The organism is Guyparkeria sp. TX1, assembly GCF_046523965.1.
Classification (GTDB): domain Bacteria; phylum Pseudomonadota; class Gammaproteobacteria; order Halothiobacillales; family Halothiobacillaceae; genus Guyparkeria.
Map to the genome: position 1 here is coordinate 2,098,309 of NZ_CP144142.1, position 12,681 is coordinate 2,110,989.

Sequence of the window (12,681 nt, forward strand, 5' to 3'; positions counted from 1 at the left end):
GGCTCCTTGCACTGGGGCGGCTCGTGACGGTTTTTCAAGGTTCCTTGTGTTGTTCGTGTTTATTCGAGCCGGCCCAACCGGCCGATCGCAATGAATCGAAGACGCGGGATTCTATCAAATCCGGCGCTCTCCTTCGGCCCAATGACGCCTCACAGCTTTCCCTGCAACCGCAACCGGTCGAGCCAGAGCAAGGCGATCACCGGTGCGGCGGCCACGATCCGCCCGCCCTCGACGTCGGCCAGCGCCTGCTCGATCGGCACCACCCGCACCCGGATGTCCTCGTGCTCGTGGTCGAGACCGAACCGTCCATCGACCAAGCCATCGCCATCGCGATCGATCTGCGCGGTATTCACACACGCCAAGAACAGGTAGATGCTCTCGGTGCTACCGCCCGGGCTGACCCAATACCGGGTCAGCGGATACAACTCGTCGATCGCGAGCCCGGCCTCCTCGTCCGATTCGCGGCGGGCGACGTCCTCGGCCGACTCGCCCGGCTCGATCATGCCGGCGACGATCTCGGCCAACCACGGACCGGCCGGGGCATCGAGCGCCCCGGGACGGAACTGCTCGATCAGCACCACCTCGCCACGCTCGGGGTCGTAGGGCAGCACGGCAACCGCGTGGCCACGCTCGAAAATCTCGCGCTCGATCGGCTCCGACCAGCTGCCATCGAAGTATTCGAAGCGCAGCCGGTAACGCTGCAGGGAGAAAAAACCCCGGTACAGGGTCTCATTGGCCAACAGGTCAAAACGCATTGGTGGTGGCTCCTGCTACCATCCTCGGATTAATCAGGCTGGAGACAACCTGTCCGAACCGCCGACAGGCGGCTTACGCGAACGCTGCTCGGCAGACGGGTGGATTATCCAGAATCTCAAGACTAGCCTACATTTCGGCGAGCACGCTCGCCCGGCCGACGGATGCCATGAATACGATCCTCACCCTGCTCGAACCCCTGATCGGGCGCGAAATTCAGATCGGCGACCAGCGCGGCACGGTTATCGAGATCCACGACGAGCCGCCGGCGCTGATCATGCGCGCCGAGGGCAGCGCCGATGCCTTTCAGGTCGATTACCTCGGCCGCCCCCGCTCGATGACCCAGCCGACCTGGACCCAGCCGATCACCGGGGAGTCCGGCCGCGGGCTGCATCCCGATTTGCAGCGGCAACTGCCCCGAGAAACGGCCATCGCCCTGAACGATTTCATCCAGTCGCAGCAGGGCTAGTTCCATTCCCGCCCACACCCACTTACTGCCCGACAAGGAGTCACGCCCCATGGGAAATGTCGTTTCGACGCGCGGCGCTCGCGCCCTCGCCTTCGGCCTCGCGGCCGTTCTGCTCGCCCCAATGGCGCAAGCCGCGCCCACCCCGCCGAGCGACACGCACTGGCGCCTGGCGAACGTCGCCGGGCTGGACAGTATCGACCCGTCCATCACCGACCTGGTGGTCGACACCGAGGGAAATATCAGCGGGGTTGCCGGCTGTAACCAGTATCAGCGCCCGCTTAGCGATGACGGCTATGGCGAGATCGCCGTCACGCGCAAGAGCTGCTCGGACTCGCAAATGGAGCAGGAAGCAGCCTTTCTCCAGGCACTCGAGCACACCCGGGAGTGGGACACCGACGGCGAGCGTCTGCTGTTGCGCAACGCGCAGGGACGCACGCTGGCGATGATGCTCGAGCCGATCACGCGGACCTACCATTTCGACTGCCAAGGCCAATCAGTAGTCTTCGACGTCATCCGTCGTGGCCAGATCCGACTCAGCGTGGATGACGAGACCGTCTTGATGCAGCGCGAGGAAAGCGCGTCGGGCTCGCGCTACCGTGACGAAGACGGCGAGATGACGTTCTGGGGCAAGGGCACCGAAGGCCGCTTCACGCGTGACGGCGAGACCCGCGAATGCCAGCAGGTCCCGCCCCCCGACGCCCATTCGATCAACGACTGATCGGGCTCACTTCACTGCATCAAACGCCTTCCGGGCCTCGGGCAGGTCGATCGCCTGCTCGAACATCCGCGCCCAGGGATCGCCTTTTTGGCCCAGGCGGCGGAAGAGGTTCTCGAGCGTGTAGCCGTCCGGACGCAAGTCACCCTTGTCGAGTTCGACCCAATCGAGTGGTGTGGCCACGGGCGCGCCGGGTCGGGCCCGAAGGGAATACGGTGCCACGGCCGTCTGGCCGAAGGCATTGCGCATCACGTCGAGATACAGGCGCCCGTTGCGGGCCTCGATACGCTGCTCGGTGGTGAGCTCGTCAGGATGCTCGGCAACCAGGCGCGCGGCTATCCGCGCGGCCAGATCGCGTACCGCATCGAAATCCGAGCGGGGCTCAAGTGGCGCGACCACGTGCAGGCCGGAGGAGCCGGTGGTCATCACGAACGGCGAGAGCTGGCAGTCGCGCATGAGCGCGGCAACCCGTCGTGCGGCGCGTTTCAGCAATCCCATGTCGCCGTCGGGCGGGTCGAGATCGAAGATCATCAGGTCCGGCCGGCCGATCGTCCCGCGTCGGGCTGCCCAGCGGTGGAAGGTGAGTGTTCCCTGGTTGGCGAGAAAGGCTAGGCAATCCGCATCCTCGCAGAGCATGTGCTCGACCGATCCGATCGGCTCGTCGTGACGGATCCGCAGGCTACCGACCCGATCGCCGAAATGCTCGGCCCGTGCCTGTTGAAAGAACCCGTCGCGGTCGATGCCATCGGGGAAGCGGTGCAATGTCAGCGGGCGGCCTTCGAGGTGCGGCAGCATGTACTCAGCCACCCGACGGTAATAGCCCACGATGTCCGCCTTGGTCCATCCCGCATCGGGATAGAGGATCTTGTCAGGGCGGGAAACTTCGCTCGGCGCAGTCATGCCGACATCTCTTGCTGCCGAATCTCGTCCGCCGTCCGGTCGCTCTTGACCGAGCGCGTCTCGGTGGACACCGGGTTGCGGCGGGCATCCGCCGCCTCGTCACGCATCTTGATCAGCAACCACTGCGGCTTGTCACCGCCTTGAATGCGCTTGAACGCGTAACCGCCATGGATCTTCTCGCCGTCGAGCCACACCTCGATCAGGCCCTGCCTGAGCCCGTCGGCCACCGATTGCCCTTCGTCGAGGTTTCGGTACGTACCGCGATCCCAGACCATCACCGTTCCCGCGCCGTAATCGCCCTCCGGGATCACGCCCTCGAAATCGGCGTAGTCGAGCGCGTGATCCTCGACCTCGATGGCCAGACGCTTTTCGGACGGATCGGTCGACGGCCCCTTGGGCACGGCCCAGGACTTGAGCACCCCATCGACCTCCAGACGCACATCGAAATGGCGCTGGCTCGCGTCATGCCACTGGATGACGAAGTCGCGCGGCTTGTCTTCGGTACGTGTGCCCATGGCATGGCACCCCTCTCGATGGTGGACGTTCGCATTGGCCGCATCGAGTAAAGCAGTCCTCATCGCCGACTGCCGAGCCGGTTTCGATACCCACGCTATGTGCTTATCTTATGGAACAATTTATTTGTTTATGGGTCGGACCATTTAGTTCGCCTGTTCACGGGCGGCAAAGCCATATCTAGATCGACGAGGTTTTCCCATGCGATCAACCCTCCTTACCACCCTTCTTGGGACTTTCCTGGTGACCGGTGCCGCCCATGCCGGACACGCCAACCCCTGGGCCACTCCGGAAGACGACCTGCTGATGCAATACCACGACGAGAATCTGGAACAGAGCGAGGACACCCCGGGCGAAGACGAAATGCTCGGCGTGATGGACCAGGGCGCCTACGGCAAGCTGGACGGCTCACCGACGACTGGTGGCCCGGGGGCCGGTGCCGGCGTGGGTGGCGGCAACCCCGGGGTAGGCGGCGGCCGCTGATCCAAACCCCGGAAAAGAAAAACCCAGGAAACGAAAAAGCCCGCGCGGTAAACCCGCGCGGGCTTTTTCGTTGTGTGGCGTCCCCAAGGGGATTCGAACCCCTGTTACCGCCGTGAAAGGGCGGTGTCCTAGGCCTCTAGACGATGGGGACCTAGTTGAAAGGTCGGAGCCTACCCGACCAATTGATCACGTTTCAAGGTGACCAACAAGTAGGGCAGCACGCGTGACACGCACTGCCCGACCATATGGCGTCCCCAAGGGGATTCGAACCCCTGTTACCGCCGTGAAAGGGCGGTGTCCTAGGCCTCTAGACGATGGGGACCTGATTGGCGCGCCCGGGAAGATTCGAACTCCCGACCTTCTGGTTCGTAGCCAGACGCTCTATCCAACTGAGCTACGGGCGCTTTGGCTCCCCGAGCTGGACTCGAACCAGCGACCCAGTGATTAACAGTCACTTGCTCTACCAACTGAGCTATCGGGGAATACGTCTCTCGACGTGGGGCGGCATATTAATGATCCACCCGGGATGCGTCAACACCCGGGGCCATAAAAATGCGGCCATGAGCGCCCTGCCGGGCTAAGCCCTTGATACGCGGCCCAGGCAGGCGCGGGTAGCTCGGCAATGAAGCCCTCGCTCACCGGCCGCGGTGCCACTCGCCCAACGAGTCAAACGAAAAAGGCCCGGCGATGCCGGGCCAGCAGGACGTCACACACCACGTGATGGCGTGGCTATCGGCAGGCTGATCAGAGGAACTCGAGTTCCATGGCCACCGCTTCGGCGCCCTTGCGCGCGCACATCTCGTCGGTCTCGCCGGACGGCGCGCCCGAGACGCCGATCGCGCCATAGGTCTTGCCGCCGGCCTCAATGGTCACGCCACCGGCACCGAACATCAGGCCCGGCACGTGACCCAGGGCGCCGGCACCGCGATCCTCGATCGCCGAGGTGGCCGAGTTGAACGACATGGCGGTGTAGGCCTTGAGCTTGGAGATGCGCAGCGTCAGGTCCGGGGCAAGCACGTCGCGCAGCACGACCTGCTCGTTACCGCCACGGTCGACCACCGTCACGCCAACCTGGATGCCCTCGTCACGGCAGGCCTCCATCGTGGCCTGGGCGGCCTTCAGGGCCATCTCCATCGACAGGCGGTCGACACTGATGGTCGCCGGCTGGTCGGAAGCGGCCACGGCGGCATTGCCGGCCAGGGCGAGCCCGGTCGCGACTACCGCATGACGAATCGCGTTCTTCGTGAATTGCATGGGAATCCCCTCTTGCGTTGGTCTGGTGGTTGTTGTCGTTTCGGGCTCTGTCGGCCCGATCTTCTTTCGGATCGGCTTACGCCTGATCCAGGGTGGGGTAATCGATATACCCCTTTTCTCCTCCACCGTAGAAGGTCGAGGTGTCGGGTTCATTGAGCGGCGCATCACGGCGGAAACGCTCGAGCAGGTCCGGGTTGGCGATAAATGGCACCCCGAAGGCCACGGCCGCGGCGTGACCCTGCTCGACGTCACGCTCGGCGCGTGACTGGTCGTACTGGTAGTTGCGGATCACCGCCCCGTCGAACAGCGGCACGAGATCGGCGAGATCAAAGGCGGGACCCGCCTCGCCTGGGGCGTCCTCGCCCATCCCGGCAATGTGCAGGTAGGCCAGTCCGAAGGCATTGAGCTCGCGCACCACGTAGGAGAAGGTGCCCCAGGGATCGCTGTCGTACATGCCGTTGAACGGCTGCAACGGCGAGATGCGTACGCCGGTGCGCTCGGCGCCCGCGACCCGGATCACTGCCGAGAGCACCTCGCGCAACAGGCGCATGCGATTTTCCAGCGAGCCGCCGTAACGATCGGTGCGCTTGTTGGTGCCGTCACGCAGGAACTCGTCGATCAGATACCCGTTGGCCGCATGGACCTCCACCCCGTCGAAACCGGCGGCCAGCGCACGCTCGGTCGCCCGGGCGTAGGCCTCGACCAATTCGGGAATTTCCTCGGTTTCCAGTGCACGCGGCGTCTCGAAGGGTTTCTTCTCACCCGATGGCACGTAACCCTCGCCGTCGATAGCGATTGCCGACGGCGCCACCGGCAGCTTGTTGCCGGGCTGGAAGTCCGAGTGCGAGACCCGACCGACGTGCCAGAGCTGCAGGACGATGCGCCCGCCCGCGTCATGCACGGCCCGGGTAATCATCTCCCAGCCGGCCTGCTGCTCGTCGCTGTGGATGCCGGGCGTGGCCGGATACCCCTGCCCTTCCGGAACGACCTGGGTGGCCTCGTTGATGATCAGACCGGCCCCGGCACGTTGCCGGTAGTAGGTGCGCATCATCTCGTTGGGGACATTACCCGGCACGGTTGCCCGACAACGGGTAAGCGGCGCCATGATGACGCGGTTGGGCAGGGACAGGCCACCAAGGGTGACCGGGGTAAGCAACACGGAATCCTGACTCATGGAACCTCGAAGACGTTATGACCGCCGACACCGGCACGTAATCGAATCCGGGGCCGGCAAAAGAATTTGTTTAGGAAACCCTGCACGGTTCGATGGCATCTCTGGCTCGCGGGTTTGTTCGCTTTTCCCGGCGCCGGACCGAAGACGGGCTCGTTGCCCGTCGAGGGACGGCAACGTCGAGTGCGGAGAAACCCGCAAGCCCCGTCCGGGCGGACCTCCAAGGGCCCATCTGCGGCGTCGCGGGGTTCGTCCGTGAACCCCGCCCTTCGGGCCGGCTCGCGCCGGCCGGATCGGCGTCGTGCCGATCCGGTCCAGTCCTTGTAAAGGGCGACGGCCCTTCACGGCGGACTGCGCCTTGCATCTCAGCCCTTGGAGGTTCCGCAGAGACGTCATCGAACCGCGCAGAGTTTCCTTAGCCGGCTAACTTGTAGTCCACATGGCCGTCGAATGCCAATCGGATAGAACGCCTCAGTGCCGAGTAGGCGCCCCATCTGCCTCCTGAACCAGGATCCACGGCGGAGTGACCACGGCCCACAGGGTCGACTCGCCCGCCGCCCAACGTCGCGCGGTGTCGGTGTCGAGGGCCTCGATCTCACCGGCCTCCTGCCAGGCACCGACCGATTCGGCGCGGTCCCGGACCATCGCCATGGCGACGTCGACTAGATCCAGCGTCGGCGCAATCTTCAGGATTTGCCCCTTGGCGAAGAAGCGTTCGAGCTCCGCCCACTCGATCCGGGCGGTTTGTCCGACGAGCTCCGCGTAGAGCGTTTCGTCGTCGAGCGACTCCGGCCCGGTCTCGGGGAGATTGGAGGAGATTTCTGTCATGATCTGCCCTTGTTCAATGTATTCGGAAAGGAGAGCCAGCGATGGCAAAGCGCCGGCGTTCGGAGCCTGACCGCTCGAGCTACCTCAACCACCGCAGCCGCGTCGAGCCGATCACGGCTCCCGACGGCTCGGCCGTGCGCGAGCTGCTGCATCCATCCCGTCACGCCGTCGAGCGCCTAAGCGTGGCCGAGGCGACCGTGGAACCGGGACAGTCGACCCGACTGCACCGCCACCCGGTCGCCGAGGAGGTCTACCAGATCCTCGACGGCGCGGGCGTGCTGGAACTCGGCGGCGAACGTCTGGCGGTGGTGCCGGGTGATATCATCCGCATCGCTCCCGGCCAGCCGCACCGGATCGAGACCCGAAGCGACGTCCCGCTGCGGCTGCTGTGCATTTGCCAACCGGCCTATTCCGACGAGGATACCGAATTCCTCGACACCCCCGACTCCAGCGACGGCACCACCTGAACGACATGGTCATCCAGCGCAGCACACTCGAATTCCTGATCATCACCCTGGTTCTGGGCAGCATCATGGCCGCCACCCTCTGGCTGGGTCACGGCGCCGGCGTGCTGTTCCTGGTCGGCTGGGGCATAGCCGGCTTCATCTATCTCAAACGCAAGTCGCCCCGCGCCAAGCCGGCTGACGACGAGTCGGCCGACTGACTCAGCCCGCCCCGTCCTCGGCCATCAACCGACGTACCCGCTCGAGATCTGCCTGAGTATCCACCCCGGCAGGTGGCGTGACCTCGGCAATCTCGATGGCGATGGTCTCACCCATCGACAGGGCGCGCAGCTGCTCAAGCTTTTCCAGTCGCTCGATCTCCGGGCTACCCGTCGCAACGAAGCGCCGCAGGAACCCGGCCCGGTAGGCGTACAAGCCCAAGTGACGGAAACCGAACAGGCCCGCCTCGCCCGATTCGGGCACCCCATCGCGATGAAACGGTATCGGCGCGCGCGAGAAGTACATCGCCTCGGCGCGCTCGTTGGCGACCACCTTGACCGCGTCGGGCGAGAGGAACTCGTCGCGCCCGGTGATCGGCACCATCAAGGTCGCCATTGCCGCCTCGGGCTTGGCACGCAACAAATTGGCCACCTGAGCGAGTAGGACGGGAGGCATCATCGGCTCGTCACCCTGCAGGTTCACCACTACCGTGTCGTCGGGAAGCTCGAGGTGATCGATCACCTCGGCCAACCGGTCGGTGCCTGACTCATGGCCCTCGCTGGTCAACACGGCACGCGCGCCAATCTCACTCGAGGCCTCCTGGATGCGTTCGTCGTCGGTGGCGATGACCACGTTTTCGCCACCGGCCGCCACGGCGCGCTCGTAGACCCAGTGGATCATCGGTCGACCACCGATGTCCGCCAGCGGCTTGCCCGGCAGGCGGCTGGAGTCATGCCGCGCCGGGATGATGATCCAGTCGTTCTCGGCCATCATGAGCCCGTCTCTCCATTGGCCGGATGTTTCTTGCGCCAGGCCTGGTATTCCTCATCGGACAGCCGGCGGGCCTCGTCCTCAAGCATCACGGGGATGCCGTCACGGATCGGGTAAGCAAGATGGGCCGAAAGCGAGATCAGCTCGCCGTTCGGCTTGTCGTAGATCAGCGGCCCCTTGGTCACGGGACACACCAGGATATCGAGCAGCTTCTTGTCCATCGACGGTTTCACCTTGTGGAGTGGTCGGGGCGGTGCCGACGTGCAGCCGGTCGCACCGGGGACATCATGATTGCAGCCTTTTCAGGGTATTCTCGAGCAGCGCCGGCGGCAGATCGACGCCGCCCCGCACGACCAGCACTTGCCCGGCGCGCGTTGGTATCTCGGGCCATTTGACCGCATCCTTCTCCGTCATGACAACCGGGCGGCCATCGGCCAGCCACGCGCGGGCCTGCGCCCCAGTCGGCGCGGCGTGATCATCCAGCGGATGGGTCTCGATCACCGCCCCCTGCGCCTCGAGCATGCCGAAGAAACGTGCCGGGTTGCCGATGCCGGCGAGCGCGATGAACGCTTGCCCGGCCAGGTCCGTGATCGGGCGTTCGGTACGATCGAACAGGTCGACCAGGCCCTGCGGGCGGAAATCGATTCGCCAGGCGGGTACCCCGCGTGTGCCCGCCCCATGATGGGACGGCTCGTCTCCGTTGACCAGCACCGCATCGACCTCGTCGAGCACCGCGGGTGATTCGCGCAACGGGCCGGCAGGCAGGCACCAGCGGTTTCCGAGCCCGCGCTGGCCATCGACCACCACCCATTCGATCGTGCGCGCCAACCGGTGGTGCTGCAGCCCGTCATCGCTGACGATCACGTCGACCTCCGGGTAGCGGGCCTTTAACTGTCGGGCGGCCTCGCGTCGGTACGGGTGAACCACCACTGGTGCGTGGGTCCGTCGATGGATCAGCCAGGGCTCGTCCCCACAGCTCGACGGATCGACTGCCTCGGCAAGATCGACCGGCTCGATACCCACCTTCACGCCGAACCCTCGACTGATCACGCCGGGGGTGTGGCCCGCGGCACGCAATGCTTCGACCAGCGCGATTACCACCGGTGTCTTGCCCGTGCCGCCGACCGTCAAGTTGCCGACCACGATCACCGGGCATTCCGGGACCCGGCCAGACGCCCGACGACGTCGTCGGGCGGCCTCGGCACAGACCATCCGACCCAGGGGCCAGAGCGCCCGGGCCAGCAGGCCGCGTCGTTGCCAGAAATCGGGGTAACGCATCAGTCGGTCTGATCGGCGAATTGCAGCCGGTACAGGCCGGCATAGGCGCCATCGGCGGCCAGCAGTTCGTCGTGACGTCCCTGCTCGACGATCCGGCCACCCTCCATGACCACGATGCGATCGGCGTGCTCGATGGTCGACAGGCGGTGGGCAATGACCAGCGTGGTCCGCCCGCGGGTGAGGTTTTCGAGCGCCCGCTGGATAAAGCCTTCCGAACGGGTATCGAGCGCCGAGGTGGCCTCGTCGAGCAGCAGGATCGGGGCATCGCGGTACAGCGCCCGGGCAATCGCGATCCGTTGACGCTGGCCGCCGGAGAGCAGCACCCCGTTCTCGCCGATGTTGGTCTCGAAGCCCTCGGCCAGTTGGTCGATGAACTCCTCGGCAAACGCGGCCTTGGCCGCCTCGCGCACCCGGTCCATGTCGAAGTCCGACCCGTCGGCATAACCGATGTTCGCCGCGATGGTGGTGTTAAACAGCACGGTCTCCTGCGAGACGTAGGCGAACTGTCGACGCAGGTCGGCCAGCGGCAGCTCGTCGTGGCGATACTCGTCCAACCGAATCGCGCCCTGCTGAATCTCGACGAAACGCGGCAAGGCCCCCATCAGGCTCGACTTGCCCGCCCCGGATTGACCGACGAAGGCCACGGTCTCGCCCGCAGTGATCTCGAGTGACACGCCGCGCAACACCCAATCGGGGTCATTCCGCTCGGCCGGGGCCGGCTCACGGTAGCTCAACCAGACATCCTCCATCGCGATCCGGCCCGTCACCCGGTCGACCGACCGGGTGCCCGATTCGGATTCCCGCGGCTCGTCGAGCAAGGCAAACAGGCTCTCGCCGGCGGCGATGCCCTTCTGGATGATGGCGTTGAGGTTGATCAGGCGCTTGGCCGGCGCAAGCGTCATCGCCAGCGCGGTGATGAACGAGACGAAGGTGCCGACCGTGATGTCGTCCATGCGATCGCCGCTGGTGGCGAACCAGACCACGCCGGCTACGCCGATGGCGAGCACGAACTGGGTCAAGGGGGACGAAGCGGCCTGCACCGCCTGCATCTTCATGAAGGCACGGAAGTTGTACTGGTTCTGGCGATCGAAGCGGGCGCTCTCGTAGTCCTCGCCCCCGTAGAGCTTGACCACGCGATGGCCGCTGATCGTCTCCTCGGCAACGTGCGAGACCTTGCCCATCGACTCCTGGATGCGCCGGGCGTAACGACGGAAGGCGCGCGAGATACCGGCCACCATGCCCACCAGGATGGGTAGCAGGACCAGGATGAACAGCGTCAGCTGCCAGGAGAGATACAGCATCCACACCAGCAGCCCGATCACGGTCACGCTGTCGCGGATCAGGATGGTGAGCGCCTTGGAGGCGGCCTCGGAAACCTGCTCGCTCTGGTAGTTCAGCCGGGTGAGCACCTCGGTCGACGGCACCCGGTCGAAGTAGCGCGGCGGGAGGTGCAATACCTGGGCGAAGGTATCGTGGCGCAGATCACGGATCACCGAGCGCCCCACCCAGGCCATGCCGTAATTCGAGGCGAATTCGCCGATCACCCGGAAGACGAACACCCCCAACAAGGCCAGCGGCATCCAGGTGACCAGGGTCGGGTCGCGCTCGACGAAGCTGCCGTCGAGCAGCGGCTTCATCAGCGCGGCAAAACCCACCTCGGAGAGCCCCGCGACCACCATGCCGATGATCGCAGTCACCAGCACCCGCATGTAACGCCAGGTGTAGTTGAGCAGACGCCGGTAGGTTTCCCAGCCGGCCGCGGCGTGAGCTCTCTGATTCAGCGAATCGGGATTCATCGTGGCGGTGTCGTCCCCATGCCGATCTTCTCGACGCCGGCGCGACGGGCCTGATCAAGCACCGTCACCACCCGCTGGTTGACCACGTTGGCATCCGCCCAAAGCACCACCGGTCGACCGTCATTGGCAATCTCGGCCAGCACACGCGGCAAGTCCTGCTCGGAGACGCGTGTGCCGTCGATGGCGATCTCACCGCGGGCATCGAGTTCGATGACGTGATTCTTCAGTTCGGCGCGTTCGCTGCTGCCCGATTCGGACACCGGCAAGTCCACCTTGAGAGTGCGGTCGTGGACGAACGTCGTGGTCAGCATGAAGAAGATCAACAGCATGAAGACCACGTCAATCAACGGAATCAGGTTGAGTTCGAGCGGTTCGCGCGGTCGCTGACGGAAATTCATGCCGCCTGCCTCCGGCCCATCCCCGCCGGGTGGATCATGTCGACCAGGCGAATCGCCTCGGCTTCCATGTCGATCACCAGCTCGTCGATCAGGCCACGGAAATAGCGGTGGAAGATGAAGGCCGGCACCGCGACCATGATGCCGGCAGCGGTGGTGATCAGGGCCTTGGCGATGCCGCCGGCCAGCAGCTCCGGGGCGACCGCGCCGGCCCCGCTGTGGGAAGTAATTGCCTGGAACACATCGATAATGCCGATCACCGTCCCGAGCAGACCGAGCAGCGGGGCGATCAACGCGATTGTGCCCAGCGTGTTGAGATAGCGCTCCATCTGGTGGGCGACATGCCGGCCGGCATCCTCGATGCGCACACGCATGCTCTCGGCCGAATGGCTCCCGGCCAGACCCTCTGCGAGGATGCGGCCCAGCGGCGACACCCGACTCAGCTCGTCGAGCCGCGCTGCCGTGATGCCGCCGTGGCCTTGCCAGGAGCGGACCATTCCGACCGGGTCGCCGCCCATAATGCGCCCGCGGCGCAGGGTGTAGAGACGCTCGAAGATGATCGCCATGGCGATCACAGAGGCGATGATGATGGGCAGCATCATGCCGCCGCCGGCCAGAACGAGATCAAGCATGTTCGTGGTGGGTCCTTTTCCGTGGATTGAGGTTTAGTCGGTAATAGCGAACCGACCCGAT

The 12,681-nt window shown here is 65.1% G+C and carries 17 protein-coding genes and 4 tRNA genes; 5 read left to right on the plus strand and 16 right to left on the minus strand.

Going from position 1 to position 12,681, the window contains the following annotated elements; translation table 11 throughout:
- Window positions 1–149 precede the first annotated feature (149 nt).
- Window positions 150–755: an NUDIX domain-containing protein gene (locus tag VWP12_RS09670; RefSeq protein ID WP_410473951.1), complete on the minus strand. Its 606-nt coding sequence runs from the start codon at window positions 753–755 to the stop codon at window positions 150–152.
- A 167-nt stretch (window positions 756–922) separates the two neighbouring features.
- Here VWP12_RS09670 and VWP12_RS09675 point away from each other — a divergent pair, with 167 nt between their 5' ends.
- On the plus strand, window positions 923–1,222 hold the full coding sequence (locus VWP12_RS09675; RefSeq protein ID WP_410473952.1) for a hypothetical protein: 300 nt from the start codon (window positions 923–925) through the stop codon (window positions 1,220–1,222).
- Between the two features lie 49 nt (window positions 1,223–1,271).
- Complete coding sequence (locus tag VWP12_RS09680) at window positions 1,272–1,940, plus strand: META domain-containing protein (RefSeq protein WP_410473953.1); 669 nt, start codon at window positions 1,272–1,274, stop codon at window positions 1,938–1,940.
- A gap of 6 nt (window positions 1,941–1,946) precedes the next feature.
- Here the strand turns inward: VWP12_RS09680 and ligD are convergent, their stop codons facing one another.
- Window positions 1,947–2,837, minus strand: a complete 891-nt coding sequence (gene ligD, locus VWP12_RS09685) for a non-homologous end-joining DNA ligase (RefSeq protein ID WP_410473954.1) — start codon at window positions 2,835–2,837, stop codon at window positions 1,947–1,949.
- Window positions 2,834–3,352 (minus strand): DNA polymerase ligase N-terminal domain-containing protein, encoded by a 519-nt coding sequence (locus VWP12_RS09690; protein ID WP_410473955.1) that lies wholly within the window; start codon window positions 3,350–3,352, stop codon window positions 2,834–2,836. Before VWP12_RS09690 ends, ligD begins: the two co-directional genes overlap by 4 nt.
- Before the next feature lie 199 nt (window positions 3,353–3,551).
- On the opposite strand from VWP12_RS09690, the gene VWP12_RS09695 reads away from it, so the two are divergent.
- Window positions 3,552–3,833: a hypothetical protein gene (locus VWP12_RS09695; protein ID WP_410473956.1), complete on the plus strand. Its 282-nt coding sequence runs from the start codon at window positions 3,552–3,554 to the stop codon at window positions 3,831–3,833.
- A gap of 75 nt (window positions 3,834–3,908) precedes the next feature.
- Here the strand turns inward: VWP12_RS09695 and VWP12_RS09700 are convergent.
- The 7 genes from VWP12_RS09700 to VWP12_RS09730 all read right to left on the minus strand — a co-directional run bounded on the left by VWP12_RS09700 (window position 3,909) and on the right by VWP12_RS09730 (window position 7,086).
- Window positions 3,909–3,984: transfer RNA gene (locus VWP12_RS09700), tRNA-Glu, on the minus strand.
- Window positions 3,985–4,079: 95 nt separating this feature from the next.
- Window positions 4,080–4,155 (minus strand) — tRNA-Glu (locus tag VWP12_RS09705).
- 5 nt (window positions 4,156–4,160) lie between these two features.
- Window positions 4,161–4,237: transfer RNA gene (locus tag VWP12_RS09710), tRNA-Arg, on the minus strand.
- 2 nt (window positions 4,238–4,239) lie between these two features.
- Window positions 4,240–4,315 (minus strand) — tRNA-Asn (locus VWP12_RS09715).
- Window positions 4,316–4,577: 262 nt separating this feature from the next.
- Window positions 4,578–5,087, minus strand: coding sequence for a GlcG/HbpS family heme-binding protein (locus VWP12_RS09720; protein WP_410473957.1), 510 nt, complete (start codon window positions 5,085–5,087; stop codon window positions 4,578–4,580).
- A 76-nt stretch (window positions 5,088–5,163) separates the two neighbouring features.
- Complete coding sequence (locus VWP12_RS09725) at window positions 5,164–6,261, minus strand: alkene reductase (RefSeq protein ID WP_410473958.1); 1,098 nt, start codon at window positions 6,259–6,261, stop codon at window positions 5,164–5,166.
- A gap of 468 nt (window positions 6,262–6,729) precedes the next feature.
- The gene (locus tag VWP12_RS09730; RefSeq protein WP_410473959.1) at window positions 6,730–7,086 is read right to left on the minus strand and encodes a DUF2288 domain-containing protein; all 357 of its coding nucleotides are present in this window, start codon (window positions 7,084–7,086) and stop codon (window positions 6,730–6,732) included.
- 41 nt (window positions 7,087–7,127) lie between these two features.
- Here VWP12_RS09730 and VWP12_RS09735 point away from each other — a divergent pair, with 41 nt between their 5' ends.
- Both VWP12_RS09735 and VWP12_RS09740 read left to right on the plus strand, forming a co-directional pair.
- Window positions 7,128–7,553 (plus strand): cupin domain-containing protein, encoded by a 426-nt coding sequence (locus tag VWP12_RS09735; protein ID WP_410473960.1) that lies wholly within the window; start codon window positions 7,128–7,130, stop codon window positions 7,551–7,553.
- Window positions 7,554–7,558: 5 nt separating this feature from the next.
- Window positions 7,559–7,750 (plus strand): hypothetical protein, encoded by a 192-nt coding sequence (locus tag VWP12_RS09740; RefSeq protein WP_410473962.1) that lies wholly within the window; start codon window positions 7,559–7,561, stop codon window positions 7,748–7,750.
- Between the two features lies 1 nt (window position 7,751).
- On the opposite strand, the gene kdsB is transcribed toward VWP12_RS09740, so the two are convergent.
- The 6 genes from kdsB to VWP12_RS09770 all read right to left on the minus strand — a co-directional run bounded on the left by kdsB (window position 7,752) and on the right by VWP12_RS09770 (window position 12,620).
- Entirely contained in the window at window positions 7,752–8,522 is a 771-nt protein-coding gene (gene kdsB / locus VWP12_RS09745; protein WP_410473963.1) for a 3-deoxy-manno-octulosonate cytidylyltransferase, read from the minus strand.
- Complete coding sequence (locus tag VWP12_RS09750) at window positions 8,519–8,740, minus strand: Trm112 family protein (protein ID WP_125199216.1); 222 nt, start codon at window positions 8,738–8,740, stop codon at window positions 8,519–8,521. Before VWP12_RS09750 ends, kdsB begins: the two co-directional genes overlap by 4 nt.
- A gap of 64 nt (window positions 8,741–8,804) precedes the next feature.
- A complete protein-coding gene (gene lpxK / locus VWP12_RS09755; RefSeq protein WP_410473965.1) occupies window positions 8,805–9,797 on the minus strand; it encodes a tetraacyldisaccharide 4'-kinase in 993 nt (330 codons plus the stop codon).
- The gene (gene msbA, locus VWP12_RS09760; RefSeq protein ID WP_410473966.1) at window positions 9,797–11,593 is read right to left on the minus strand and encodes a lipid A export permease/ATP-binding protein MsbA; all 1,797 of its coding nucleotides are present in this window, start codon (window positions 11,591–11,593) and stop codon (window positions 9,797–9,799) included. The genes lpxK and msbA overlap by 1 nt, the downstream gene beginning before the upstream one ends.
- The gene (locus tag VWP12_RS09765; protein ID WP_125199213.1) at window positions 11,590–11,991 is read right to left on the minus strand and encodes an ExbD/TolR family protein; all 402 of its coding nucleotides are present in this window, start codon (window positions 11,989–11,991) and stop codon (window positions 11,590–11,592) included. Before VWP12_RS09765 ends, msbA begins: the two co-directional genes overlap by 4 nt.
- Entirely contained in the window at window positions 11,988–12,620 is a 633-nt protein-coding gene (locus VWP12_RS09770; protein WP_125199212.1) for a MotA/TolQ/ExbB proton channel family protein, read from the minus strand. The genes VWP12_RS09765 and VWP12_RS09770 overlap by 4 nt, the downstream gene beginning before the upstream one ends.
- Between the last annotated feature and the right edge of the window lie 61 nt (window positions 12,621–12,681).